The 25,112-nt window shown below is 65.2% G+C and carries 21 protein-coding genes; 7 read left to right on the top strand and 14 right to left on the bottom strand.

Features of this window, described 5'->3' with window-relative positions; genetic code table 11:
- Nucleotides 1–77: 77 nt before the first annotated feature.
- Entirely contained in the window at nt 78–548 is a 471-nt protein-coding gene (locus tag XI02_RS44565; RefSeq protein ID WP_026192014.1) for an aminoacyl-tRNA deacylase, read from the bottom strand.
- 120 nt (nt 549–668) lie between these two features.
- Nucleotides 669–1,481: a pentapeptide repeat-containing protein gene (locus XI02_RS44570; protein ID WP_172646315.1), complete on the bottom strand. Its 813-nt coding sequence runs from the start codon at nt 1,479–1,481 to the stop codon at nt 669–671.
- A gap of 222 nt (nt 1,482–1,703) precedes the next feature.
- Between XI02_RS44570 and XI02_RS44575 the strand changes: the two genes are divergently transcribed.
- The gene (locus XI02_RS44575; protein WP_085967264.1) at nt 1,704–3,056 is read left to right on the top strand and encodes an ISNCY family transposase; all 1,353 of its coding nucleotides are present in this window, start codon (nt 1,704–1,706) and stop codon (nt 3,054–3,056) included.
- Between the two features lie 301 nt (nt 3,057–3,357).
- On the opposite strand, the gene XI02_RS44580 is transcribed toward XI02_RS44575, so the two are convergent.
- Together XI02_RS44580 and XI02_RS44585 are read right to left on the bottom strand one after the other, a co-directional pair.
- Nucleotides 3,358–4,596 (bottom strand): CaiB/BaiF CoA-transferase family protein, encoded by a 1,239-nt coding sequence (locus tag XI02_RS44580; protein WP_172646313.1) that lies wholly within the window; start codon nt 4,594–4,596, stop codon nt 3,358–3,360.
- A complete protein-coding gene (locus XI02_RS44585) occupies nt 4,583–5,284 on the bottom strand; it encodes a haloacid dehalogenase type II (protein WP_016843589.1) in 702 nt (233 codons plus the stop codon). Before XI02_RS44585 ends, XI02_RS44580 begins: the two co-directional genes overlap by 14 nt.
- Before the next feature lie 94 nt (nt 5,285–5,378).
- Between XI02_RS44585 and XI02_RS44590 the strand changes: the two genes are divergently transcribed.
- Nucleotides 5,379–6,281: a LysR family transcriptional regulator gene (locus tag XI02_RS44590; protein ID WP_172646312.1), complete on the top strand. Its 903-nt coding sequence runs from the start codon at nt 5,379–5,381 to the stop codon at nt 6,279–6,281.
- On the opposite strand, the gene XI02_RS44595 is transcribed toward XI02_RS44590, so the two are convergent.
- Nucleotides 6,278–7,687: an MFS transporter gene (locus XI02_RS44595; RefSeq protein ID WP_172646311.1), complete on the bottom strand. Its 1,410-nt coding sequence runs from the start codon at nt 7,685–7,687 to the stop codon at nt 6,278–6,280. The two genes, XI02_RS44590 and XI02_RS44595, sit on opposite strands and share 4 nt — an antisense overlap.
- 293 nt (nt 7,688–7,980) lie before the next feature.
- Here XI02_RS44595 and XI02_RS44600 point away from each other — a divergent pair, with 293 nt between their 5' ends.
- Nucleotides 7,981–9,270 carry a hypothetical protein gene (locus XI02_RS44600; protein ID WP_244981105.1) on the top strand — a complete coding sequence of 430 codons (1,290 nt, stop codon included), beginning with the start codon at nt 7,981–7,983 and terminating at the stop codon, nt 9,268–9,270.
- Between the two features lie 115 nt (nt 9,271–9,385).
- On the opposite strand, the gene XI02_RS44605 is transcribed toward XI02_RS44600, so the two are convergent.
- The 4 genes from XI02_RS44605 to bioB all read right to left on the bottom strand — a co-directional run bounded on the left by XI02_RS44605 (nt 9,386) and on the right by bioB (nt 13,487).
- Nucleotides 9,386–10,648 (bottom strand): adenosylmethionine--8-amino-7-oxononanoate transaminase, encoded by a 1,263-nt coding sequence (locus tag XI02_RS44605; protein ID WP_172646309.1) that lies wholly within the window; start codon nt 10,646–10,648, stop codon nt 9,386–9,388.
- Entirely contained in the window at nt 10,645–11,274 is a 630-nt protein-coding gene (gene bioD, locus XI02_RS44610) for a dethiobiotin synthase (protein ID WP_172646308.1), read from the bottom strand. The genes XI02_RS44605 and bioD overlap by 4 nt, the downstream gene beginning before the upstream one ends.
- Complete coding sequence (locus XI02_RS44615) at nt 11,271–12,425, bottom strand: 8-amino-7-oxononanoate synthase (protein WP_172646307.1); 1,155 nt, start codon at nt 12,423–12,425, stop codon at nt 11,271–11,273. The genes bioD and XI02_RS44615 overlap by 4 nt, the downstream gene beginning before the upstream one ends.
- Before the next feature lie 66 nt (nt 12,426–12,491).
- The gene (gene bioB / locus XI02_RS44620; RefSeq protein WP_172646306.1) at nt 12,492–13,487 is read right to left on the bottom strand and encodes a biotin synthase BioB; all 996 of its coding nucleotides are present in this window, start codon (nt 13,485–13,487) and stop codon (nt 12,492–12,494) included.
- 124 nt (nt 13,488–13,611) lie between these two features.
- On the opposite strand from bioB, the gene XI02_RS44625 reads away from it, so the two are divergent.
- Nucleotides 13,612–14,250 (top strand): GntR family transcriptional regulator, encoded by a 639-nt coding sequence (locus tag XI02_RS44625; RefSeq protein WP_172646305.1) that lies wholly within the window; start codon nt 13,612–13,614, stop codon nt 14,248–14,250.
- A 226-nt stretch (nt 14,251–14,476) separates the two neighbouring features.
- Here XI02_RS44625 and greA read toward each other — a convergent pair whose 3' ends face one another.
- The 4 genes from greA to XI02_RS44645 all read right to left on the bottom strand — a co-directional run bounded on the left by greA (nt 14,477) and on the right by XI02_RS44645 (nt 20,899).
- A complete protein-coding gene (gene greA, locus XI02_RS44630; RefSeq protein ID WP_016843599.1) occupies nt 14,477–14,959 on the bottom strand; it encodes a transcription elongation factor GreA in 483 nt (160 codons plus the stop codon).
- A 74-nt stretch (nt 14,960–15,033) separates the two neighbouring features.
- Nucleotides 15,034–18,180 (bottom strand): efflux RND transporter permease subunit, encoded by a 3,147-nt coding sequence (locus XI02_RS44635; protein WP_172646304.1) that lies wholly within the window; start codon nt 18,178–18,180, stop codon nt 15,034–15,036.
- Nucleotides 18,177–19,295, bottom strand: a complete 1,119-nt coding sequence (locus XI02_RS44640; RefSeq protein WP_172646303.1) for an efflux RND transporter periplasmic adaptor subunit — start codon at nt 19,293–19,295, stop codon at nt 18,177–18,179. The genes XI02_RS44635 and XI02_RS44640 overlap by 4 nt, the downstream gene beginning before the upstream one ends.
- 467 nt (nt 19,296–19,762) lie before the next feature.
- The gene (locus tag XI02_RS44645; RefSeq protein WP_172646302.1) at nt 19,763–20,899 is read right to left on the bottom strand and encodes a hypothetical protein; all 1,137 of its coding nucleotides are present in this window, start codon (nt 20,897–20,899) and stop codon (nt 19,763–19,765) included.
- A 638-nt stretch (nt 20,900–21,537) separates the two neighbouring features.
- Between XI02_RS44645 and XI02_RS44650 the strand changes: the two genes are divergently transcribed.
- From XI02_RS44650 to XI02_RS44660, 3 genes are all read left to right on the top strand, one after another.
- On the top strand, nt 21,538–22,650 hold the full coding sequence (locus XI02_RS44650; RefSeq protein ID WP_172646301.1) for a helix-turn-helix transcriptional regulator: 1,113 nt from the start codon (nt 21,538–21,540) through the stop codon (nt 22,648–22,650).
- Between the two features lie 155 nt (nt 22,651–22,805).
- Nucleotides 22,806–23,111 carry a hypothetical protein gene (locus XI02_RS44655; RefSeq protein ID WP_069278954.1) on the top strand — a complete coding sequence of 102 codons (306 nt, stop codon included), beginning with the start codon at nt 22,806–22,808 and terminating at the stop codon, nt 23,109–23,111.
- 3 nt (nt 23,112–23,114) lie between these two features.
- Nucleotides 23,115–23,636 (top strand): DUF1697 domain-containing protein, encoded by a 522-nt coding sequence (locus tag XI02_RS44660; RefSeq protein WP_172646300.1) that lies wholly within the window; start codon nt 23,115–23,117, stop codon nt 23,634–23,636.
- Between the two features lie 145 nt (nt 23,637–23,781).
- Here the strand turns inward: XI02_RS44660 and XI02_RS44665 are convergent, their stop codons facing one another.
- Nucleotides 23,782–25,005: a threonine ammonia-lyase gene (locus XI02_RS44665; RefSeq protein WP_069278956.1), complete on the bottom strand. Its 1,224-nt coding sequence runs from the start codon at nt 25,003–25,005 to the stop codon at nt 23,782–23,784.
- Between the last annotated feature and the right edge of the window lie 107 nt (nt 25,006–25,112).

Genomic DNA, 25,112 nt, shown 5'->3' on the forward strand with positions numbered 1-25,112 from the left:
CGAGAGAGCCGCTTCGCACCCATCCGGATCATGCTCTGCTCGGGACGCACCGACAGATGGTCCGCTGTCATGCCGCCTCAGTCGTGCGCACTGAAGCAGCCATGCAGGGAACCGGCGGTCAGGCGTGCGAATTGCGCACGACCGAGATGAAGCAACGTCTCATGATCGCCAGCTTCGATATAGATCTCGGGCTGCATCCGGATGCTGTCATCAACGATGACGTCGAGCCCGTAGCAGCTGCCGGCGGCGGGAACCGCCCCATGCGCACAGTCCGTGAACAGCCGATCGATCTCGCTTTCGGCGGCCATGGCGATATCGTCACCGAATCTCGCCCTGAGATCCGCCAGCCTGAGGTGATGCGATGCCGGCAACACGGCGAGCAGGTACCCGTCGTTGCGGCGCAGCACGATGGCCTTGGCCAAACGATCGCCCGAGACGTGACAAGCCTGGGCGGTAAGGGCGGACGACATCGTCAGTACGTGCGGGATTTCGTCGTACTCGATGTTTTCTGCAGCGAGATAGTTGTGCAATTTGGGAGAAATGGTCATGACGTCACCTCCGGTGCGACATGCAACCATCCACCGTGGTCCTGCCCGCCGCACGATGAGCGGCTGCGTGGTTCTCAAGACAGAACATAGGTCTTGTCGCAGGACACTGCAATTCGATCCCTAACGGGGACGCCGCGCCAGGTTCAAGTTCCGGGCCTTGTCCAGATTGCGGGCCTCGGCCAGCGCGGCAGCGCCCGGCAAGAGGGCCGACGCAAGGTCGGCCTCGGTGAAATCTGCGCCGGCGACATTGGCGTCGGACAGGTCGGCTCCCGCAAGGTCAGCTCTGTAGAGGCTGCAGTTCGCCAGATTGGCGTTCTGCAGTTGCGCGAATTCGAGATCGGCGCGCGAGAGATTGGCGCCGCTGAGATCCGCATTCCGCAGATCGGCGGATTTGAGCATGCCACGCATCAGGCCCATCGATTGGTTGCGCATATCGGCGCTCAGATCGGCGCCCGCAAGCCTGGCCCCGATCAGGCTGGCGCCGGACAGATCGGCGGTTATCCGGGCGCCGCTCAAATCGGCGCCGCCAAGCCTGGCGCGTTGCATCTGCGTGCCGAGCAGCGATGCCTTGACGAGGGACGCCCCCGTCAAGTCTGCGTCGATCAGCCAGCCCTGGTTCAAGATAGCCCGATCGAAGCGGGCGCCTTTCAGATTGGTCCGGTTGAGCTTTACGAGATGGAGGTTGCCGCCGGAGAAGTCGAGGCCCGAGAGATCGAGCTGCGACAGTCGCTTTCCATCCAAATCTGCAGCGCGTCCATCCCCTTGAGGGATCGACTTGAGGAGCGCGTCGACCTCGGCGCGCGTCATCTCCGACGTCGTCATTTCCGGACTGTTGAGGTCGACACTCCGCAGCATGTCCTGCGACACGGCCTCAGTCGGATCAACCAGCAGCGCCGCTATCGACACAAAGGCAAATGCGAGACGAAACGACATCGCCGTCTCTCCGCCGCTCAGTAACCCGGTATCGTCTCCTGCATTCCCCGGGTTGGCCGCGCCGTCAGGTGAGCTGGCCGGCTCCGGCCTCTGCCAGAGTATGAAACCGGATATCGATCCTGGCAATGCCAGTGATCCCTCCTGTCAGTAGCTCGTGATCTGTCGCCTGTTTGTAGCTCGTGAAGTGTCGTGTTTTCGGTGCCCCGGAACAAAGGGGGCACGATGGGCACGGCATCCATTCACGAGGGAGTACGACGGATGCGGTTTTCAAGTTTGTTGGAGCGGACGGAGGCCAAGGAGCTGACGCAGGAGGCGGCTGCAGAGGTTCTGGGGATCAGCGTGCGGACATTTCAACGTTGGGCAGAACGCTACGAGGCAGAGGGCGATGACGGGCTTGTCGACCGGCGGATGGGTCGGCGCTCGCCACGGCGAGCGCCGCAGGAAGAACTTGAGCGGATGCTGGGGCTGTTCCGGGACAAGTACGCGGACTTCACGGTGAAGCATTTCCACGAGCAGCTGCAAAAGCGGCATGGCTATATGCTGGGCTATACGGTGACCAAGCTAGCCTTGCACGCGGCGGGGTTGGTGCGGAAGGCGCCGAAGCGTTCGGCGCACCGCAAGAAGCGCCCACGCCGGCCGCTTCGGGGCATGCTGCTGCACCAGGACGGATCGCGCCACGTCTGGATCGAAGGTCTTCCCGCGAGGGACCTGATCGTCACGATGGACGATGCGACCAGCGAGGTCTACTCGATGGTCCTGGTCGAGGAAGAAGGAACGGCCTCGACCTTCCAGGCCTTGCGCGAAGTGATTGGCGAGCATGGCCTGTTCTGCGCGCTCTACACCGACCGCGGCAGCCATTATTTCCTTACCCCAAAAGCTGGCGAGAAGGTCTCGAAGACGCAACAAACCCAGGTGGGACGGGCTTTGTCGCATCTTGGGATCGAGCATATCGCAGCCTATTCGCCGCAGGCGCGCGGGCGCTCCGAGCGGCTGTTCGGCACGTTGCAGGATCGGCTGCCGAAGGAGCTGCGGCTGGCCGGGATCACGACGCTCGAAGCTGCCAACGCGTGGCTGAAGGCGCATTACATCGCCGGGCACAACGCCGCGTTTGCGATCAAGCCCGAACAGGAAGGCACGGCATTCGTGGCCGACCGGCATGAGGCCTGGCGCGAGGCGCTGTGCGTGATCGAGGAGCGAACCGTCGCCAACGATAATACCGTTGCATGGAACGGTCGACGGCTGCAGCTGCCGCAGAGCCGGCTCCGGCCTCACTTCGTCAAGGCTGTGGTGCGGGTACATGAGTATCCCGATGGCACCGTCAGCGTGTTCCTCGGACCGCATCGGTTGGCAATGTTTAGCGCCAACGGACAGCAGATCAGCCCCGACGCGCCCCAGCCTGGCAGCGTGCTCGGAGCCGTCAAGGACAAGCCCTTGCGGGCGCGCAAGCGCGCGTCCTTGACCGCTCCTGCGCGCGCCGCCGGCAAGATCGCGCGGGTCGGGGCGGAGAAACGGGCTTCAAGTCGAACAAAGAAACACACCCGCAGGGCTAAAACCGCCGCAACAGCCGTGGCATGATCAATCAGGGAAAGCCGTCCCCGCCTTCCGGCTCCCCTGCAAATCTGAAACGAAGGCGACAGATCACGAGCTACAAAAACACGACATCTTCACCCGCTACGGACAGGCCAGTGATCCCTCCGAGGGAGCGCTGCCCCCGAGCGCAAAGTGCCAGATTTCGGTCCGATGCACGTCTCGTCCCGGTAGGCGATCTCAAGCCCGAAGAGGCGCGACAGGAAGAACGATCTGCCGCTCGTCGTCGACGGCGCGACGCGGCATCTGCTCGGCGATAGCTCTCACGACGATGCCTACATAACGAGACTCACAGGAGCGGTCGCACGAACGTCCGCCCAAAGTCGCCGAACGCGCCTTCGACCGCTGACCTCTCCAGCCGAGAGTCGCTCCAGCCGAGCCATTCCGCAAACACTTCGCTCGTGTGTTCGCCGAGCATTGGCGGCGGCGTCGAAGGTGCCGGCGGTTCGTCGCCGAACCGCGTCGGCCTCGCGATGAACCGCACGTCCCCCGCGGCTCGATGGCGGACCGTCTGCACCATTCCCCGCTGCGTGAGCTGCGGCGTTTCGCAGACCTCGCCGACCGACTTGATCGCGCCGCACGGAATGCCCGCCGCACCGAGCGCCTGCAGCCAGTCGGCGCGGCTCCGCCGGGCGAAGATCGGCGAAAGGATCGCGACGAGCTCGTTGCGGCTTGCCGCGCGCTTCGGAGCGCTTGCGAAGCGGACGTCCTCGCGCAACTCCGGACGGCCGACGACGCCGCAAAACGCCGCCCAGAACTTGTCGTTCGCGACCCCGACATTGATCCAGCCATCGCTGGTTTCGAACGGTTCATACGGGCTGATGGTCGGATGGACATTGCCGCGGCGCTTCGGACTTTGTCCCGAGGCGAAGTACATGCCGGCGTTGAATGTCAGCAGCGATGCCATGGCGTCGAGCATGGAGACGTCGACCCGGCCGCCCTCCCCGGTGCGGCTCTTCCGCATCAGGGCAGCCAGCACCGAATGCGACGCATAGAGGCCCGTGACGAGGTCGGCGATCGACGTGCCGACCTTGGTCGGCGGTCCGTCCGGATCGCCGGTAATGTCCATCACGCCGGATTCGCCCTGCAGGATCAGATCGTAGCCGGGACGCGCCGCGTCGGCGCCGGTGCGGCCGAACCCCGAGATGCTGCACAGGATGATGTCGCCCTTGCGGGCCGTCAGCGCGTCGAATCCGAGCCCCCATTTGTCCAGGGTACCGGGACGGAAGTTCTCGATGACGACATCGGCGACGGATGCAAGATCGAGCGCCGCATCGCGCCCCGCCGGCGATTTCAGATCGATGGCGCAACTTCGCTTGTTGCGGTTCACCGACAGGAAATACGCACTCTCGCCGCCGATGAACGGCGGGCCGTAGCGGCGGCTTTCGTCGCCTTGCCCGGGATCCTCGATCTTGATGATGTCGGCGCCGAGATCGCCGAGCTGCATCGTGGCAAACGGGCCGGAGACCACCCGGCAGAGATCGAGAACCCTGATGCCCGACAGCGGCTCGCGATCAGACGATCGCATCGGCGAGGTCCTTCATCGATGGCACCAGGATGTCGGGCTGATGCGGCGTGATGCCGAACGGGCGGCTGCGCCGGTCGATGAAGGCCGTCCGCATGCCGGCGGACTTGGCGCCGATGCAATCGAAGGCATGATTGGCCACGAACAGCACCTGCGCCGGCTTCACGCCCATGATCTCGGCCGCTTTCGTATAGGTCGCGACATGCGGCTTGAACGAATTGGCCTCAGTCACCGAGATCACGCGATCGAACGGGACCTTGTGATACTGCTTCGCGGTCTCGAGCATGTCCGGATCGCCGTTCGAGAGCACCACGAGCTTGTACTTGCGTTGCAGCCGCGCCAGCGCGTCCGGCACCTCCGGAAACGGCACCAGCTTCTCGATCTCGCCCACGAGGGTGCGTACATCGTCCATCGTGTAGTCGATCTTCGCGCGGTCCATGACGTGGGCAACCGCGCGGTGCCCGATCTCGCGATAGGGCGTGTGCTCGCGATGCAGCAACGCATCGATCATCGAATTCTCGAAATGCGTGCGACGCCACCACGTGACGAAGGAATTCGGATCGCCCTTCCAGCCCTTCTTCTCGAGGAACGGCGCCGCGATCCTGGTCAGGCCCCCCTGCATGTCGACGACCGTGCCGTACTGGTCGAACATGCAGATCTTCACGTCGCGCTTGATCGTCTCGAAGCTCATTGATGCCTCCTTGGTTCTGATCGATTGATACGCCCTGCACCATCATAGATGAAATGGATTTGTGATCTTTCGTCATTCACCATATGAATGGTGAATGAACCTTCGATCCATCGACCTCAATCTGCTCGTCGCGCTGGACGCACTGCTGACCGAGCGTCACGTCACCAAGGCGGCGGATCGCGTCGGCCTCAGTCAACCGGCGATGAGCAATGCGCTCAACCGGTTGCGCGCGATGTTCAAGGACGAACTCCTGGTGCGGACCACGACCGGGATGAAGCCGACGCCCCGCGCCACCGAACTGGCGGAGCCGCTGCGCCAGGTCCTGCGCCAGGTCGAGCGCGTGATGGCGAGCGACGCCGGCTTCGATCCAGATCGGACCGAACGCACCTTCACGATCAGGATGTCGGACATTCTCGCGTGCCTGCTGCTGCCGCGGCTCGCCGCAGCGCGGCCGCCGGAGGGCCGAATTTCCTACAACACGATCCATCTGCCGCCTTCGCTTACGATCGATGCGCTGGAGCGGGACGAGATCGACGTCGCGGTGAGCATGGGGCTCGAACATTCCGCATCGATCCGTTCCGAGACACTGCTGCGCGACCGCATGGTCTGCCTGATGCGACACGGACACCAGATCAAGCGCGCACGGCTGACCTTCGAGCGCTTCATCGCGCATGAGCACATGAAGGTCTCGATGAGCCCGACCGATCTTCGCTTCGTCGACGACGTGCTCGCCGAACGCGGCCATCGGAGACGCATTGCCCTGAACGTGCCGCATTGGCTGGTCGTACCCCACGTCTTGAAGAAGTCCGATCTGCTCGCGGTGATGCCGAGGCACCTCGCGACCGTGCTGATGGACGACGATCTGAGGATGGAGGAACTGCCGTTCGAGTCCGCGCCGTTCGACTGGATGTTGTACTGGCACCGCAGATACGATCGGAGCAATGCCAATGGCTGGCTCCGCGACCGGATCCGGGCGGCCTGCTCCGATCTGAACTAGGCGCCGAGGTCCGCCGGCCTCCGCGCCATCGACGACCGCCCTCCCGCCTCGACGTCCGCAACCGCCGACGCGTCCTCCAGAGATCGTCCCTTGGTCTCGAAACCGAACACGAGGAAGACCACGGCCTGGAAGACGAGGATGCCGGCTAGGGTCGTCAGCACGCCGGTCAGTCCTTGCCAGGCGAAGATCGCAACCACGACGTATTGAACCAGCGCGGTCGCGATGCGTCCCGACGTGGCGCAGATCGCCGTGCCGCGAAGCCGATACCGCGTCGGGAACAGTTCGGGGACGTGCATCGCGAACCCGGTCGCCAGCATCACGTAGATCGCGGTGATGAGCAGGAAGCCCACGGCCGCGAGCGCAACACCATCCGGCATGTACGGATAGGCGATCCCGAGCACCGCTGCCGCAATCGACGAGCAGACGATCGAGAGCCTGCGTCCGAGCCGGTCGGCCAGCACGAGCCCGATCAGCGATCCGACCGGGCCGCCCAGCGCCATCACCGTGGTGTAGCCCAGCGAGGAAACCACGCTGTAGCCACCCTTGACCATGAAGGTCGGCAGCCAGCCGATGAACCCGTAGAGGCTGAAGCCGACGACGATGTGCAACAGGCTGCCGAGCAGCGTGCGCGCGAGATAGGGCGGCTGGAACAGACGCCAGACCGCGCCGGGAGACTCCTGCGCAGGCGCGCGGGCGGCAACGGCAGGCAGTACCGCCTTGCGCGCGGCCTCCGCTTCGATCGCCGACAGGATCTTCTCGGCTTCATCGGCACGTCCGTTGGCGGCGAGCCAGCGCGGCGATTCCGGCATCGACTTGCGCAGAAACCAGACGACCATCGCAAGGCAGCCGACAAGGCCGAACATGTAGCGCCATCCAAGCGTCGGGATCACCCACAGGCCGACCATGGAGGATACGAACAGCGAGAAATTGGTGATCACGGCGAGCAGCCCGATCCAGCGCCCACGCGAGGACGCCGGCACGAATTCCGTCAAGGTCGCATAGCCGACCACGATCTCCGCACCGAGGCCAATGCCGATGATGAAACGCAGGCCGATCAGGACGATCATGTTCGGCGCGAAGGCCGCGGCGATCGAGGCGAGGCCAAAGATTGCGAGGTTCATCTGGTAGGAGAAGCGGCGACCGAAGCGGTCGCCGAGGATGCCGGAACACCACGCGCCGATCGTCATCCCGACGAAGGTCGCGGAGACGAATGCGGCGTTGAGCTCGAGCGTCGACCAGCCTTCCTTGAGCACGGCGCCCAGCACGCCGCCGGCCAGATAGATATCGAACGCGTCGAGGAACATGCCGGCCCCGATCAGGGCCAGGATGCGCCAGTGGAATCCGCAGATCGGCAGCCTGTCGAGACGCGCGCCCGCGTTGATGTCGATGTCGGCGGATCGCGCCATGCCAAACCTCCCTGCCCGGCCTTTGGCAGCCGGATGCTCCGGGCACCGATTGATGACGCGCAGGGGGCCGTCGTCCAATTCAAATCGAAAATTCGACTATTTGGCGCAGTGATGAAGCTGACGAGACCGCACGATCGCGTTCCATCCTGACACCGAGCTGACTTGCATTCGCCGTCGTTAACGATCCCGCCGTCGCGCGATCTCGAAATCACGGTGTCAGCACAAACATTCACAACGGGTTCATGTCGCCGCCACTATTCGACTCCAACGCTGGGGGAAGAAGATTGGAGTATGTGCCATGCGCCGCATCGCCGGACTGCCTTTCGCCTTGGCTCTCAGCCTCTGCTGTCTCTCACCGCCCGCGCCAGCGCGCGCAGCTTGCCATCGGCATCACCGTCAATGCGGCGCCGCCGCCATTGCCGGTCTATGTCCAGCCGCCGATCCCCGCGCCCGGCTACATCTGGACTCCGGGCTATTGGGCATGGAGCGACGACACCGGCTACTACTGGGTGCCCGGCACATGGGTGCTTCCGCCGGCGCCTGAATTGCTGTGGACGCCCGGCTATTGGGGCTGGAGCGATGGCGCCTACGCCTTCCACGCCGGATATTGGGGCGCGACGGTCGGCTTCTACGGCGGCATCTCGTATGGCTTCGGCTACACCGGCGTCGGCTATGAGGGCGGCTACTGGCGCGGCGGCAGCTTCTTCTACAACAGCTCCGTCAACAACATCTCGAACGTCTCGGTCACCAACGTCTACAACAAGATCGTCGTCAACAACACGACCAACGTCAGCTACAACGGCGGCACCGGCGGCACCACGGTGAAGCCGACGCCGCAGCAGCTTGCTGCCCAGGGCGCGCACCACGTGGCCGCGACCGGCGAGCAGACGCGACACGCGGAAGCGGCGATGAAGAATCCGGCGCTGACGCTCGCCAGCAACCACGGTCATCCTGCGGTCGCCGCGACCGCGCACGCAGCACGGTTCAGCGGCGCCGGCGTGGTGGCCGCGCGCCCGGGCAAGCCGATCGCGGCGCCGCCGCCCCGGCATGCGCAACCCGCGACAGGACATGCTCCGCAGACGGGAAATGCCCTGCCGCCAGGACATGCTCTGCCGAGCGGAAACGCTTTGCCGCCAACCCACGCACCGCAGGCGGGGCACGCCCTGCCTGCCGGAAACGCTCTGCCGCCGGCACAGACAACGACGACGGGACACGCCTTGCCCACTGGAAATGCGCTACCGCCGGCACACGCGTCGACAACGGGACACGCCTTGCCTGCGGCAAGCGCTTCGCCGGCTGCGCACGCACTGCCGACGGGACACGCTCCGCCTGTCGCCGTCAACCATCCCGCTCCGGCACCGCACGTCGCAGCGCCGGCCGTGCATGCGCCGAGACCGCAGATCGCACCGCACGCACCACCCGCGCCACGCCCGGCCGCGCATCCGTCGGCGCCGCACGTCGCGCAAGCGGTTGTGCATCGGCCCGCGCCGCCGCAGGTGTCACGGCCGGCGCCGCGGCCTCATCCGGCACCACGGCCGCATCCTGCTGCGAGGCCGCGGCCGGCGCCGCACCAACACTCATGATCGAGTTCATCGGCGTGCCTGCAAGGGCACGCCGATGTCGTATGAGACCCCGTCGCGGGCACAACAGCACGCGGTGCAATCATCAATCCTGGACTTTCGGGCGCGAAGCGCGTCGTCAAGCCAGTTCGTCGGCCGCACACCTGATCCCGTCGTAGATCTCGTCGAGATCCGCCTCCGTGACGCAGTAGGGCGGCATGACGTAGATCGTGTTGCCGAGCGGCCGCAGCAGCAGATTGCGGCGTTCGAAGAAGGCCTGAAGCTTTGGGCCGATGCCGGCGAGATAGCCCGCATCACTTGCCTTCAGATCAAGTGCGGTGATGGTCCCGGTGCGACGGACGTTCTCAAAGCGCGCGTCGGCGCGGAACGGTGCGATCAGGCGCTCCTGCATCGCAGCCACGGAGGCTGTGCGCGCGCCCGCGCCGTGTTGCCAGAGCTCGAGGTTTGCTTTTGCGGCGGCGCAGGCGATCGGGTTCGCCGTGTAGGAACTGGAATGGAAGAAGGTGCGCGAACGATCGCTGGAATAATGCGCGTCGTAGATCTCGGCCCCGCACAGCGTCACCGCGAGCGGCAGCGAACCGCCGGTGAGGCCCTTTGAATAGCAGGCGATATCCGGCGTGATGTCGGCCTGCTCGCACGCGAACAATGTGCCGGTGCGGCCCCAGCCGGTCATGACCTCGTCGGCGATGAAGAGCACGTTTGAGGCTGCGCAGACGCGTTTCATTTCCTTCAGGACCCAGGGCGGATACATCAGCATCCCGCCCGCGCCCAGAATCAGCGGTTCGACAATGAACGCTGCCGCGGATTCCGTCCTGCACGCGGCTTCGAGCGCGTCGAGCGTCGCCTGTTCACGGCCGGGCGCCGGAAACGGGATCGACGCGACGTCGAACAACAGCGGCTCGTAGGCCTTGTTGAAGACGCCGCGTGCGCCGACCGACATCGTCCCGACCGTGTCGCCATGGTAGGAATGCTCCATCACGATGATCTGCGTGCGCGGCGCGCCGATATTGTGCCAGTAGCCGAGCGCCATCTTCAGCGCCACTTCCACGCTGGTCGACCCAGAATCGGAAAAGAACACGTAATCGAGCCCGTCGGGCGCAAGCTTCAGCAGTTGCGCGGCAACCTGTTCGGCCGGATCGTGGGTATGGCCCGCGAAGATGATCTGGTTGAGTTGCTCCGCCTGGTCCTGGATCGCGCGCACGATGTGCGGATGACAATGGCCATGGGTCACGACCCACCAGGATGCGATCGCATCGATGATGCGGCGATCGTCCGCAGTGTAGAGATAGGCGCCCTCGCCGCGCACGATCCTCGTCATCTCGCCGTGCAGCGCATGCTGGGTGAACGGGTGCCAGATCGGCGACTTCCGCGCGGATGTCATGAATTGAAATCTTCTCGCCGGAACGACGCCTTGAACGCTGCCTGCAGCGTGTCTGCGGCAAGCGGAGCAAGCCAGGGCAACCGGCCCAACCGGCGCACCTGCCCGATCTCGCAGATCGCGCGCTCGCTCTCGGGATTGCTGTCGCCGATGAATGCGATCCCGAGCATGTCGATCCCGCGCTTGCGCAGCGCCTCGACCGACAACAGCGAGTGATTGATGGTGCCGAGCGCGGTGCGGGCGCAGAGCACGACCGGAAGCTGCCATCGCGCGAAGACGTCGATATAGAGCGTGCTGCCGTCGAGCGGCACCATCAGCCCGCCGGCGCCCTCGATCACCAGCGGCCGATCAGTATCAGGCACATCGAGCGCGGCAGGATCGATGCGCACGCCGTCGCGTGCGGCGGACTGATGCGGCGACGCCGGCGTTCGCAGCCGATAGCGCTCCGGCACGATGCGATCCGCCGGGAGCCCGCCAAGCCGTGCGACCAGTTGGGCATCGGTTTCCTCCTCGATGCCGGCCTGAACCGGCTTCCAGTAACGCGCGCCGAGGAAACCGGCGAGGCCCGCGGAGAACACCGTCTTGCCGATCCCGGTATCGGTGCCGGTCACCACGATCCGGCTCTTCATTGCGACCAGCCTTTCGTCTCCTCGACCAGCGCATCGAGCAACGCGCGCACGTCGTCCTCGCCGACATTGAGGGTCAGCGCAATCCGCAACCGCGCGGTGCCCGCCGGCACGGTCGGCGGCCTGATGCCTCTGATATCGAAGCCGCGCGCCTGCAGCGCAGACGCCAGCTGCATCGCGCGCGCATTGTCGCCGACGATATAGGGCACGATCTGCGAGCGCGACGGGCTGCGCCAACCGCGCCGGTCGAGCTCGCGATGCGTGAACGCGACCAGTTTTGCCAGGCGCTGCTGATGCTCGGGCTCCTGTTGCAGGATCAGCAGTGCCTCACGCACGGCAACCGCCACAAGCGGCGACGGCGCGGTGGCGAAGATGAACGGGCGGCAGCGATTGACCATGAAGTCGCGCAGCACCGTCGAGGCCGTGACCAGCGCGCCGGCGGCGCCCAGCGCCTTGCCGCAGGTGTGAACGATCACGAGGTTCTCGCGCCCCTCATAGGTCGCCGTCAGCCCGCGCCCTTGCTCGCCATAGACGCCGGTGCCGTGCGCCTCGTCCACCATCAGGAACGCGTCGTGCCGGTCGGCAATGGCGACGAGGTCGTCGAGCGGCGCGACGTCGCCATCCATGCTGTAGACGCTTTCGGCCACGATCCAGACCCGGCCCGTGCCGCCTTCGGCGCGCCAGCAGCGAATGGTGTCTTCGACCGACCCGGGATCATTGTGCGCGCTGATCCGGAATTCGGCCCGGCCGGCCCGCGCGCCTTCATGGATGCTGGCGTGCACGAGAGCATCGAGCACCAGGAGGTCGCCGCGCTGCGGCAACGTCGTCAGTACGGCGAAATTGGCGACGTAGCCGCCGCCGAAGAACAGCGCCGTCTCGGCATTGAAGAACGCGGCGGCTTCGGCCTCCAGCTGTTCGTGCTCCTCGCAATTGCCGCGCAACAGCCGCGAGCCGCCGGCGCCGATCGGCGTGCCGGCCTCGAGCGCGGCCGCGACCGCATTCTTGATACGCGGCGCGCTCGCGAGCGCCAGATAGTCGTTCGAGACGAAATCGATGCCCGCGCGCGGCTTGAGGCCGCGCAGCCGATCGTCCTCGCTCAGGGCGTGCAAGGCCGCGGCGTAATCAGCGACCTTGGCCGCATGGATTGCGCTCATGCTACTCTCTCAGATTTTGCCGTTGGTCGCGCGGCGAAACCCGCCGCGCGCGTACCGGAGGCGCGCTCAGGCGAGGGCGGAGTTGATGCCGAGCCGGTCCAGCAGATCGGCGTCGCGATCGCGCTGCGGGTTCCTGGTGGTCAGCAGCACATCGCCGATGAAGATCGAATTCGCGCCGGCGAGGAAGCACATCGCCTGCAGCTCGTCGGTCATGTATTGCCGTCCGGCCGACAGCCGCACCACGCTCTTCGGCATCATGATCCGCGCGGTGGCGACCAGACGCACCAGCGCGATCGGATCGGGCCGTTCCGCGCTGTCGTTGACCGGCACGCCCTTGACCTCGTTCCACAGATTGATCGGCACGCTCTCCGGATGGCTGGGGAGATTGGCAAGCAGCATCAGCATGCCGAGCCGGTCATCGACCTGTTCACCCATGCCGATAATGCCGCCGCAGCAGACCTTGATGCCAGCGTCGCGCACGTGCGCGAGCGTATCGATGCGATCCTGCAGGGTGCGGGTGGTGATGATCTTGTCGTAGAACTCGGGCGAGGTGTCGACGTTGTGGTTGTAGAAGTCGAGCCCGGCGTCGGAGAGACGCTCGGCCTGCTTTGGCGTCAGCATGCCGAGCGTGACGCAGGTTTCCATGCCGAGGCCCTTCACCGCGCTGACCATGTCGCAGACCTGATCGAGATCGCGGTCCTTCGGGCTGCGCCAGGCCGCGGCCATGCAGAAGCGGGTGGCGCCGGCGTCCTTGGCGCGCTGCGCGACCACGACCACTTCGTCCCGCGGCATCAGGCGGGTGGCCTTCAGGCCGGTGTCGTAATGCGCGCTTTGCGAGCAGTAGCCGCAGTCTTCCGGGCAGCCGCCGGTCTTGATGCTGAGCAGGCTCGCGGTTTCGACGTGGTTCGGATTGAAGTTGGCGCGATGAACGCCTTGCGCCTGAAACATCAGGTCCGCGAACGGCAGGTTATAGAGTGCTTCAGCCTCGGCACGCTCCCAGGTCTTGCGGGGCGCTGCGCTGGTGCGGCTGTCGGTCCGTTCGATCTCCACAACATCAACCATAGGGCTTGCCTTCTCGTTTGCTATGGATCATAGATAATCTTGTATATTATCTATAATACTTGGGCTTAGAACGATGCTAGCCGAGCCCGAACGAACGCGCACCCGTTTTTATGATAGATAATCTATGATGACCGAAGGTGAGAACACGACCACCGCGGGGCGCATCGCCGAGGCGATCGGCGAGCGCATCATCAGCGGCGAATTGCTGCCGGACGCGCCGCTGCGGCAGGACCATGTCGCGCGTGAATTCCATTCGAGCCACGTCCCGGTGCGCGAGGCCTTCAGGCAATTGGAGGCGCAGCACCTCGTCGTTGCGGTGCCCCGTCGCGGGGTGCGGGTCGCGCCGCTCGACACCAGGTCGGTGAAGGAGATCGCCGAGATGCGCGCCGCGCTCGAAGTGGTCGCGTTGCGCAATGCCGCCCCCAGGCTCACATCGGCGCATCTGGCACGGATCGAACTCGCCATGATCGAAGGCGACAATGCCGAGACGGTGCAGGATTTCGAGATGGCCAATCGCGCCTTTCATCACGCGCTGGTGGCGCCGTGCGCGATGCCGCGACTGCTTGCCAGCCTCGACGGCCTGCAGCTTGCGAATTCGCGACTGGTGTTCGCGATGGCGCGCAACGCCGGCTGGCGGCCGCGGCCGAGCCAGGATCACCGCGTGATCCTGCAGGCGCTGCGCGCACGCAACATCGAACAGGCCTGCAGCCTGCTGGCGCGGCATATTCAAACCATCGAGCGGCTCGCCCTGCCGGCGGCGTGATCACTTTGCTCCGAATCGAGCGGCGGACTCCGGTTCACCTCGCCCCGCGTGCGGGGAGAGGTCGGAACGCATCGGCAGATGCGTTCCGGGCGAGGGGGCGTCTCCGCGAGAGTATCTGTCTCCGTGTGTGCGGAGGCAGCCCCTCACCCCAACCCTCTCCCCGTAAGTACGGGGCGAGGGGGCGCACCGCCCTTGCGACCGCCATTCAATCTAATCCCATCACTCTCTAAGCGATCGCGACGATCTCCAGTTCCTGATCGCCGGCGCCTGCGAGGTCGCCCACGGCCTTGCCCATCAGCGACCTCGCCACCGGCGAGACAAAGGAAATCGAGCCTGCCTTTGGATCGGCTTCGTCCTCGCCGACAATGCGATAGGTCTGCACCCGCCCATCGGCGCGACTGAACGTCACCGTGCTGCCGAAGGCAACGGTTTCGGTGGAAGCAGGGTCAGGCACGACCTGCGCGGTGCGGAGCCGCTCCGTGAGATAGCGCACGTCGCGCAACGGAACCGCCGACTGCCGCCGCCGTTCGTTGACGTCGTCCAGCTGTTGCGCGGCCTCAAAGGCCTCGCGCGCCGCCTGGAACTCATGCTCCAGCGCCTTGCGTCCTGCTTCGGTCACCAGGTTGGGATGCGGCGAAATGGGACGATCCGGCAACAGCGTTTCAGACGCGGTCTCGGCACTTTCTTCCTTGGTGAACGCAACGCTCAATCCAGAACTCCATCGATCAGGCAGGCAGTATAGCCCCGCCTCACGCGCCCCGCTAATGCGCGATGGGATTAAGCTCAATGCGACGCCGGCTGTTCCGCCTTGCCCCGACGACCGAACCGGTTCTTGGCAGCCTCGCGCCAGCCCTGGAAGGTGACAAAGAGCATCGGCACCAGGAAGATGCCGACCGAGCTTGCGGCGAGCATGCCGCCGAACACTGCGGTGCCGACCGCGCGGCGGCTGATTTCCGCAGCGCCGGTCGCGACCACCAGCGGCACCAGGCCGAGGATGAAGGCGATCGAGGTCATCATGACCGCGCGGAAGCGCATTTGCGCGCCCATCGTCGCGGCTTCGGCGATCGGCCTGCCGGCCTCGCGCTGCTCCTTGGCGAATTCCACGATCAGGATGCCGTTCTTGGCGGCGAGCGCGATCAGCACCACGAGGCCGATCTGGCCGTAGAGATCGAGGTTCAGACCCGCGAGCTTGATCGCAAGATAGGAACCGAACACGCCGACCGTGACCGACAGCAGCACGGGAATCGGGATTGTCCAGCTCTCATACAGCGCAACCAGGAACAGATAGGCGAACAGCACCGCGAGCCCGAGGATGATGCCGGTCTGGCCGGAGGCGGCCTGCTCCTGATAGGCGGTGCCGGTCCATTCGTAGGAATAGCCCGAAGGCAGCGTCGACTTGGAGAGGTCGGCCATCGTCGCGATCGCGGTGCCCGAGGACACGCCTGCGGCCGGGCTGCCGTTCACGGTGACCGAACGATAATTGTTGTAGCGCGTGATCACCTGCGGTCCGGTCACGATCCGCAAGGACGCGATCGAGCGGATCGGCACCATCTCGCCGCCGCTGTTGCGCACATAGATCTGCCAGATGTCGGGAATGTCGCGCCGGTCGGCCGCGTCGCCCTGGACATTGACCTGCCAGGTGCGACCAAACAGGTTGAAGTTGTTGACGTAGATGCCGCCGAGCGTGGCCTGCAGCGCGGTGAAGACGTCGGCCATATTGAGGCCGAGCGCCTGCGCCTTGGCGCGATCGATATCGAGATAGACCGACGGGTTGGTCGCGGTGAAGGTCGAGAACACGCGGGCCAGATTCGGATTGCGGTTCGCCGCACCGATCAGCCCGCCCATCACGCTGCTGAGCGAAGCCGGATCCTGCCCTTCCAGCGCCTCGAGCTGATATTCGAAGCCGCCGGAGGTCGAAAGCCCGATGATCGGCGGCAGGTTGAACGGCAGCACCGAGGCCTGACGGATCTGCGATCCCCCGACGAAGGTCTGCCCGATCGCCGCCTGCACCGAGTCGGTGACGGCCTTGCGGTCGGCGAACGCCTTCATGCGCGCCACCATGAATGCCGAATTCGGCTCGCTGGCACCGTCGAGCAGCGAGAAACCGATGATCGACAGCACATGGTCGATCGCCGGATTCTTCTTCAAGAGCGCCTCGACCTGATTGGTGACCTCGCTGGTGCGTGCCACCGACGCGCCGTCGGGCAATTGCACCGCGATGAAAAAGGCGCCCTGATCCTCCTCGGGCAGGAAGCCGGTCGGCGTGATCTTCGACACGCCGAACACCGCGCCGGCAAACACCAGCACCGCGACCAGCGACAGCACCGCCACGCGAACCAGCCGTTGCACCACGCCGGCGTAGCGGTCGCGGACCCAGTCGATGCTGCCGAGCACCCGTCCCATGATGCCGCGGCGCGGCCCGCCATGGCGCAGGAACACGGCGCACAGTGCCGGCGACAGGGTCAGCGCATTCAGCGCCGAGATCACCATCGCGGCGCTGATCGTCACCGCGAACTGGCGGAACAGCGTGCCGGAAATGCCCGGGATGAACGCGATCGGCACGAACACCGAGAGCAGCACCAGCGAGATCGCGATGATCGGCGCCGTGATCTGCGCCATCGCCTTCTTGGTGGCGTCGGCTGGCGACAGCTCCGGCTCCTCCTCCATGACGCGCTCGACGTTCTCGACCACGACGATGGCGTCGTCGACCACGATGCCGATCGCAAGCACCATCGCCAACAGCGAGACCGTATTGGCGGAATAGCCGAGCGCCAGCAGCACCGCGAAGGCGCCGATCAGACTGACCGGAACCGCGACCGCCGGGATCACCGTGGCGCGCAGATTGCCGAGGAACAGGAACACCACGATCACGACGAGCACGAAGGCCTCGCCGAGCGTCTTCATCACTTCCTTGATCGTGTCGGACACGAAGGTGGTGGAGTCGTACTGCACGAGGTAGGTCAGCCCCGGCGGAAACCGCTCCGACAGCCGCGCAAGCGTGGCCTGCACCGCCTTGGCCGTGGTCACGGCATTGGCGCCGGGCGCAAGATAAATGCCCATCGGCACGCCGGGATTGCCGTCGATCCGCGACTCCGAATCCATGTTCTGTGCGCCGATCTCGACGCGGGCGACGTCCCTGATCCGCAGCACCGAGCCATCCGGATTGGCCCGCAGCACGATGTCGCCGAACTGCTTGGATGTCGTCAGGCGGCCCTGGGTCTGCACGTTGAACTGGAACTGCTGGTCATTGCTGATCGGACGGGCGCCGATGCGGCCGACCGGCGCCTGCACGCTTTGCGCCCGGATCGCGGCGATCACGTCCGACGGCGCCAGGTTGAGGCTGGTCAGGCGCTGGGTGTCGAACCAGATCCGCATCGAGTAGTTCAGCTTCGCGAACAGCGAGGCCTGTCCGACGCCCGGCGTGCGCGAGATCGCATCCAGCACGTTGATGATGGCGTAGTTGGTGATGAACAGCGGGTCCTGCTCGCCGCTCTTGCTGTACAGCACGATGAATTGCAGCACCGCCGAGGATTTCTTCTGCACGGTCAGGCCCTGCGCCTGCACCTCGGTCGGCAATTGCGCGAGCGCGCTCTGTACGCGGTTGTTGACGTTGACGGTGTTGATATCAGGGTCGGTGCCGAGCGCGAAGGAGACCGTCAGCGTGTAGCTGCCGTCATTGCCGCTGGTCGACTTCATGTAGAGCATCTTGTCGACGCCCACGACCTGCGCTTCCAGCGGCTGGGCGACGCTCGATTCCACCACTTCAGCCGATGCGCCGGGGAATACGGCGGAGACCGTGACCTGCGGCGGCACGATGTCCGGAAACTGGGCGACCGGAATCTGCATCAGCGCCAGCGCGCCCGCGATCGTGATCACGAATGCGATGACGATCGCAAGCCGCGGACGATCGACGAAGACAGCGGAAATCATGGGTTATTGCCCGTCGATTTCGGCGTGCTGCTGGCGCCGCCGTCCGCCGAAACCTTCATGCTCGACTGGATCAGCGCGCTAACAGGCCCCGGCGCCACCACCTCGCCCGGCTTGACCTTCTGCAATCCCTCGACGACCACCTTGTCGCCGAGCGAGATGCCGCTAGTCACCGCCGCGATCGTTGCGGTCGATTGCCCAAGCTGGATCCGCCTTTGCTCGGCCTTGTTCTCCACGCCGACGACATAGACATATTCGCCCTGCTGGTCCGACAGCACCGCCGAACGCGGGATCGCCAGCACCTCGACCGGCTGCACGCCTTCCAGCAGCACGGTCACGAACTCATTGTCGGTGAGTTCGCGGAGCGAGCCGCCGGCCGCGACGGAGGTATATGTCGGCGGATTGGGGATGGTGCCGCGCAGCGAGATGGTATCGGTGTTCTGCGCGATCGTGTTGTTGACGAAATTCAGCTCGCCGGTCTTGTCGAAGAGCCGGCCGTCCGGCAACCGCAGGCGGATGACGACGGCCTTGAAGCCGCCGCGCGTCGCATAACGGTCGCGCAGATCGAGCGCCTCGCGCACCGGCACGGGAAAGGTGACGTACATCGGGTCCTGGCTGACGATGGTCGTCAGGATTCCCGAGCTCGGCGTCACGACGTTGCCCTCGGTAACCGCGGTGCGTCCGATCCTGCCGTCAATCGGCGAGTGGATCATGGTGTAGTCGAGATTGATCTGGGACAGGTCGACCTGCGCCTGCGCGGCCTGCACCTGCGCCTCGAGGCTCTGCTGGTTGGCAACCGCCGCATCAACGTTGGATTGCTGGCCGGCTGGGCCGCCCATCAGGGCCTTGGCGCGATCGGTGGTCAGCTTGGCGTTGACCAGCGTCGCCTGCAACTGGGCGACCTGCGCCTTCTTCGATGCAAGGTCAGCCTCGAACGGGCCGCGCTCGAGTTGATACAGGAGATCGCCGGCCTTGACCTCGGCACCCTCGACGAAGTTCCGCTTATCCAGGAAGGCCGTGACGCGCGCCACCACGTTGACGCGGTTGGGGGCCTCGATGCGCCCAAGAAATTCATTGGTTTCAGTGACCGGCCGCTTCACCGCCTCGAACACGCCCACGGCAGGAGGCCCAGGCGGCCCCGCCTGGGCATGAGCTGCCGATACTCCTGCCGCCGCCAACCCCGCCGATACGAGAACCCCTGCCAAGCCACCGCGCACGCGTTCCGTACCACTCATGCAGTCCAACCCTTCGGCTACCAACAGACGCTACGAGACGGATATGACGTCGAGTTCCCTCAGACCCGAAGGTCAGGATGGGCAGGTGCATTGCAGCAGATCATAACGCGGCCAATCCGACAATCCTGTAACCTGATCGACCTTGTTCCAGCGATCTCGGCTGAAGACAGTTTTAAGAAACGTCGCGGCGCTGCAATCGCACCGCGATTGCGACCGCCGTCCAGCGCGGGGCATGACGCGGACACCGAAAACTCCCAGCAATGTGATGCAGGTGAGCGCTACCTCGGTATGGTCGAGGTCAGCTCTGCGCGAGGTCGACGACGGATCGGACGCGGCCGCGGACCATGCGCTCACAGCGCGACGGCGTTCTTCAGGCGAGCGGTGTCTTGATAGGCTGGCGACGCCAGATGTTCGGATAGCCATGGTCGCGCGCGCTTGCCGCTGACCTCCTGCACACCGTCGAAGATGTCCATGTCGATCAAATGTGAATGGCCTGACGATGCGTAGATCGACTGCATTTGCGAAAACTTCTCGTCGCGCCCAAGTTCCACGGCGTTTGCACCGTCACGGCTCCCGATCTCGACGAACAGCGGGCACGGGCAGAGCAGGTACGTCAGCGCCGCGCCGGTGTACTTGGCGCGGCCGCTGCTGAAATGAATGTAGGCCGCAAGTTCGATGCCGAGATTCTTGCTGATGACGGGCGAGGTCAGAAACCTCTTCTCGTCGCGCATATATCCGGAGACGACGGTCGGCCGCATCCGCCCCGTCGCGGCTTCCAGATGGAGCGCGAGAAAGGCGCCCCACGACACGCCGTACACGCCGACGTTCAGCCCTGACGCGCCGGTGAGCTTGCGGCAGACGATTTCGCCGGCGTCGAGCGATGCGCACGACACGTTGTGCGCGGAGACCCCTTGGGATGCCAGCATCGCGGCGATGTTGTTCTGGCTCTCCTGATTTCCGATCTGGACGATGTAAGGACACCAGACGACATAACCGTCCCGACATAGCCGTTGGCCGAGCGCGTTCATGTAGTCCTTGTCGGCATCGTCGAAGCAGCGCTCCGGCGTGCTCGCCATGCCGTGGCCGAGCAGGATCAATCCCTTGAATTCTCCGTCGGGAATTCCGAGACATCCGCGCACCGGCACGCCGCATTCCAGATCGAACTCGACCTTCACGATCGAGAATCCATCCGCAGGCGCGCGCCAGTGAACCCGGATCTCGTCGTGCGACGGCCGATAAAGCCGCCGCGCCCGGAACAAAGATCGCATCTCTCCGCGAATCTCCGAACCGGTTGCGACCGCATGCAGTCTGCCGCTTGCCGCGATATCGAACAACGACCGGCAGAACTGATCGTAGCCGAGGGTCGGCAAGTCGACATTCGCGCATGATCCCTGGCAATGGTCCAGCGCCAGCCGGTCGTTGCCGGCCCGCGACGAGGGGCCGACCAGCGTCATCAACAATCCGGAAAGAGCCCTGCGGCTGATCATCAGCTCTCCCCGAGCCGACGATAGGCTCGCATGAATGTCAGAGGTGGCTGCTCAAGGCGCGATGAGATCAGGTTTGAATCGTCATCGCGCTTTGGACCGCCCCTTCGGCATGATCTTCTTCGGAAAACCGCTTCGCACTTCTCCGGATCATGCCCTAGCTGGCGCTACGGATTGCGCGGATACAAATTAAAGGATGTTCATGCGCGAACGATCGCGTGCAGCGTTGCAAATGGGTGACGCCGGCTGGTCTGGCGCAGCGCCTCTCAGGTTTCGGGATGCTTCGGAATATTTCCGCCTGTCACGGAGCTTCGATTTCGCCACACGCGGCGATGATCGTCGGGCCCTGATTATCGCGTCTCTATCAAGCCTTGGGCTTGACCCGCTGACCTGGCATCGGCCTTCGAATTCGTCGTCCGGGCGCCGGCGGCCGCGCGCCGGGTCGCAGCCGACCGAGCGAGGCCCCACGCGCCCGCACGAAAATCGCGAAGAAGAGCGGCGAAAACGTCGTAATTCCCCCTGATGCGCGTGAACGCGCACCGGAATAACCCGGACTCGTGGCTCGGGCTGAATTGCTTTACGCAATATTTCCGGGGTCGCCGGGTTTATCTATTGGGCAACAACGGTTTTTGGGATGACCGATGGCGAACGACCTGCACGAGCATCTGATTGAACTGGCCTATGAGGCCGCGGTCGTCCCCGAATTGTGGCCGAATGTCCTGCATCAGGTCGGTGCCATCGCGCGTGCGCGCGGTATCGTGCTGCTGACGGCGGCCCCGCACGACGTCCGCTGGGTCGCGTCCCCCGACATGCATGACGACACGGTGGCCTATGTCGAAGGCGGCTGGCACGAGCGCAACGGGCGATTGCCGCGCCTGCTCGCGGCCAACCATGCCGGCTTCCTGCGCGACATCGACGTGTTCGATACGCCCGAGGAGGTGCAGCAGGATTTCCAGATCCGCGAATTCTTCCGCCCGCGCGGGCTCGGATGGGGCGCCGGTACTGCGATCCCGGTGCCGAGCGGCGACGTGCTGATCTACAGCGTCGAGCGCGAATACCAGCACGGACCGATCGAGCGGGAAGCAATCGAGCAGCTCGACGCGCTGCGGCCGCATCTGGCGCGTGCCGCTCTGCTGTCGGCGCGGCTCGGGATGGAGCGCGCCAGGGCGGCAACCGAATCGCTGGCGATGCTCGGCCTGCCCGCGGCAGTGCTGCGGCGCGGCGGCCGTCTGATGGCGGCCAACACGCTGTTCGACCGCCTCGTGCCCGACGTGATGCAGGATCGCGGCGAGCGCCTGACGTTGGCGGCGACCACCGCCGACGCGCTGTTCGCCCAGGCGCTGGCCGCGCTTGATCAGGGACTGGTCGGCGTGGAGGTGCGCTCGGTGCCGATCGCGGCGCAGGAGGATCGCCCACCGCTCATCGTGCATCTCGTCCCGATCCACGGCGCGGCGCGTGACCTGTTCGACCGCGCGGCGGCGATCGTGATCGTGACGCCGGTGGTGCCGGCCGAGGTGCCGACCGCGGAAGTGCTGCAGGGTCTGTTCGACCTGACGCCGGCGGAGGCGCGCGTTGCGCGCGGCATTGGCGAAGGACGCACCGTCGAGGCAATCGCCGGCGCATTCGGCATCTCCCGCGAAACGGTGCGCAACCAGCTCAAGGCGGTGCTGGCCAAGACCGGACTCGGCCGGCAAGTGGAGCTGGCCGGACTGCTCGCCGGCGCGAAGGTGCCGCCGGGGTCGTCAGGAGACTAGCGCACGCGGCGCGATCCTCGATACAGGGTCGATCCGATCCTCAGGGACATCGTAAAAGGATCGCATGTTCAAACGGCACCGGTTACGCTAGGGGTAGCTCCCCTCCCTCGGTGCGCCCACCCCGGCGCACGTCCCAGTCCAATGAGTGCATCTGAATGGCCGAAGCCGACCTCGACGCCGTCATCCGGCAAACCGCAAAAGCGCAGACCAAGGCCGTGATGGCGGCTGCCAGGAAACGTCAGGCCGTCTGGGTCGCGCGCGCGGGCAAGGCCAAGGACAAGGAGGCCAAGGCGCGCTTCCGCTTCCTGGCCAAGAGCACGATGCTGAACGCAACCGCGACCGCCAAGCGGTTGCAGAATTCGGCCGAGAACGCCGCCGACGCCTATGCCCGCGCCATGAAGAAGGCGATGGAAGAGCCGCCGCCGGCCAGGAAGCCCGCGAAGAAGAAAGCCGACGGCTAGTCGATGCCGCGTTACGTCGCCCTGCTGCGCGCGGTCAATGTCGGCGGTACCGGCAAGCTGCCGATGACCGAGTTGAAGGCGATGTGCATCGACGAGGGATTTGCCGACGCGCAGACCTATATCGCCAGCGGCAATGTCGTGTTCTCCTCGAAGCTCGGCGCGGCCAAGGTCAAGGCCGCGCTGGAGCGGCGGCTGCAGGCCTATGCCGGCAAGCCGGTCGGCGTCGTCGTCCGCAGCGCGGACGAGATCGCCGCAGTGCTGAAGGCCAATCCGTTTCCGAAGGCGCCGCCGAACTATACTGTCGCGATCTTCCTCGACGAGCCGCCGCCGAAGGACGCCTTGAAGGACATCAAGGGCCAGCAGGACGAACAGGTGCGGCTCGGCAAGCGCGAGATCTATGTCGCCTATGGCAGCGGCATGGGCCGCTCGAAGCTGAAGATCCCCGCCGCCGCCACGGGCACCGCGCGCAACATCAACACCATCGCGAAGCTCACCGAGCTGGCGGCGGGCGATGACGAAGGTTAGTTCGCCCGTTGAAATCCGTCATCCTGAGGAGCGCGCCCCTGCGCGCGTCTCGAAGGATCGACGGCCCGGCTGGTGGCCGATTCATCCTTCGAGACGGCCGCGTTGCGGCCTCCTCAAGATGACGGACCAGGTGCGGATCACGCTGCTAAGTTTCCCGCACCGCGAATCCTTCAGCGCCGAGTCTTGCCAGCACCTCTTCCAGATGCGCGCGGTCGCGGGTTTCGATCACGAGCTCGAGCAGCGTCGCCTTTGCCGGAAGATCGGAGAAGGTGCGCTGATGCGAGACCTCGATGATATTGGCGCCGGCATCGGCAAGCAGGATCGACACCGCCGCGAGCTGTCCGGGCCGGTCGACGATGTCGAGCGCCAGTTGCGTCAGCCGCCCCTCGCGCGCGAGCTCGCGGGTCAGGACCGAGGCGATCAGCCTGGTGTCGATATTGCCGCCGGTCAGCACTAGGCCGACATTGTGGCCGGCAAAACGCGCCGGTGCCGCCAGCACGGCGGCGAGGCCGGCGGCGCCGGCGCCTTCGACCACCGTCTTCTCGATCGAGATCAGGGTCGCGACCGCGCGCTCGATCTGGTCCTCGCTGACCAGGATGATGTCGTCGACGAGCTGGCGGACGATTTTCGTGGTGATCTGCCCGGGCGCCTTGACCGCAATGCCCTCGGCGAGCGTGTCGCCGCGCATCGGCAGCTGCTCGCCTTTGACCGCATTGTACATTGACGGATAGAGCTGGGCCTGCACGCCGACGACCTGGATCGACGGCTTCAGCGCCTTCGCGGCGGTGGCAATGCCCGAGATCAGCCCGCCGCCGCCGATCGGCACCACCAGGATATCGAGCTCCGGCACCGCCGCGAGCATTTCAAGTCCGATCGTACCCTGGCCGGCGATGATCAGCGGATCGTCATAGGGATGGATCAGGATCAGGCCCTTCTGCGCGGCATGCGAGCCGACGAACGCGAAGCATTCTTCCAGCGTCTGCCCAGTGATGATGACCTCGGCGCCGTGCCGCCTGGTGTTCTCGATCTTCACCATCGGCGTGCCGATCGGCATCACGATGGTGGCGGGGATGCCGAGCCGCTTGGCGTGATAGGCCACGCCCTGGGCGTGATTGCCGGCCGACATCGCGATCACGCCGCGCTTGCGTTCCGCGGGCGACAGCGCCTGCAGGCGATTCAGCGCGCCGCGCTCCTTGAAGGTCGCGGTGAATTGCAGGTTCTCGAATTTGAGGAACAGGCGGCAGCCGCAGATCTCGCCCAGCGTGCGGCTCTCGTTGCAGGCCGTGACCATGACCGCATCCCGGATCACATCCGCGGCACGGCGTATGTCGGCAAGGGTGATGGCGGCGGTGTCGGAAGGCTGCGGCATCGGGTTTCGCTTTGGTCCGTTTCGTCAGACGGAACCTAGCGGGTTTCGACGCCGAAAACGACCGCGCAGAGCATGATCCGGAACAGTGCGAAGCGGTTTTCCGGAAA

It is taken from the genome of Bradyrhizobium sp. CCBAU 21365, assembly GCF_015291305.1.
Taxonomy (GTDB): domain Bacteria; phylum Pseudomonadota; class Alphaproteobacteria; order Rhizobiales; family Xanthobacteraceae; genus Bradyrhizobium; species Bradyrhizobium elkanii.

What these genes read in the sequence shown, in the direction of transcription:
- XI02_RS44565 (WP_026192014.1), bottom strand. Translation starts at nt 548, where the DNA reads ATGACCATTTCTCCCAAATTGCACAACTATCTCGCTGCAGAAAACATC.
- XI02_RS44570 (WP_172646315.1), bottom strand. Translation starts at nt 1,481, where the DNA reads ATGTCGTTTCGTCTCGCATTTGCCTTTGTGTCGATAGCGGCGCTGCTG.
- XI02_RS44575 (WP_085967264.1), top strand. Translation starts at nt 1,704, where the DNA reads ATGGGCACGGCATCCATTCACGAGGGAGTACGACGGATGCGGTTTTCA.
- XI02_RS44580 (WP_172646313.1), bottom strand. Translation starts at nt 4,596, where the DNA reads ATGCGATCGTCTGATCGCGAGCCGCTGTCGGGCATCAGGGTTCTCGAT.
- XI02_RS44585 (WP_016843589.1), bottom strand. Translation starts at nt 5,284, where the DNA reads ATGAGCTTCGAGACGATCAAGCGCGACGTGAAGATCTGCATGTTCGAC.
- XI02_RS44590 (WP_172646312.1), top strand. Translation starts at nt 5,379, where the DNA reads ATGAACCTTCGATCCATCGACCTCAATCTGCTCGTCGCGCTGGACGCA.
- XI02_RS44595 (WP_172646311.1), bottom strand. Translation starts at nt 7,687, where the DNA reads ATGGCGCGATCCGCCGACATCGACATCAACGCGGGCGCGCGTCTCGAC.
- XI02_RS44605 (WP_172646309.1), bottom strand. Translation starts at nt 10,648, where the DNA reads ATGACATCCGCGCGGAAGTCGCCGATCTGGCACCCGTTCACCCAGCAT.
- bioD (WP_172646308.1), bottom strand. Translation starts at nt 11,274, where the DNA reads ATGAAGAGCCGGATCGTGGTGACCGGCACCGATACCGGGATCGGCAAG.
- XI02_RS44615 (WP_172646307.1), bottom strand. Translation starts at nt 12,425, where the DNA reads ATGAGCGCAATCCATGCGGCCAAGGTCGCTGATTACGCCGCGGCCTTG.
- bioB (WP_172646306.1), bottom strand. Translation starts at nt 13,487, where the DNA reads ATGGTTGATGTTGTGGAGATCGAACGGACCGACAGCCGCACCAGCGCA.
- XI02_RS44625 (WP_172646305.1), top strand. Translation starts at nt 13,612, where the DNA reads ATGATGACCGAAGGTGAGAACACGACCACCGCGGGGCGCATCGCCGAG.
- XI02_RS44635 (WP_172646304.1), bottom strand. Translation starts at nt 18,180, where the DNA reads ATGATTTCCGCTGTCTTCGTCGATCGTCCGCGGCTTGCGATCGTCATC.
- XI02_RS44645 (WP_172646302.1), bottom strand. Translation starts at nt 20,899, where the DNA reads ATGATCAGCCGCAGGGCTCTTTCCGGATTGTTGATGACGCTGGTCGGC.
- XI02_RS44650 (WP_172646301.1), top strand. Translation starts at nt 21,538, where the DNA reads ATGGCGAACGACCTGCACGAGCATCTGATTGAACTGGCCTATGAGGCC.
- XI02_RS44655 (WP_069278954.1), top strand. Translation starts at nt 22,806, where the DNA reads ATGGCCGAAGCCGACCTCGACGCCGTCATCCGGCAAACCGCAAAAGCG.
- XI02_RS44660 (WP_172646300.1), top strand. Translation starts at nt 23,115, where the DNA reads ATGCCGCGTTACGTCGCCCTGCTGCGCGCGGTCAATGTCGGCGGTACC.
- XI02_RS44665 (WP_069278956.1), bottom strand. Translation starts at nt 25,005, where the DNA reads ATGCCGCAGCCTTCCGACACCGCCGCCATCACCCTTGCCGACATACGC.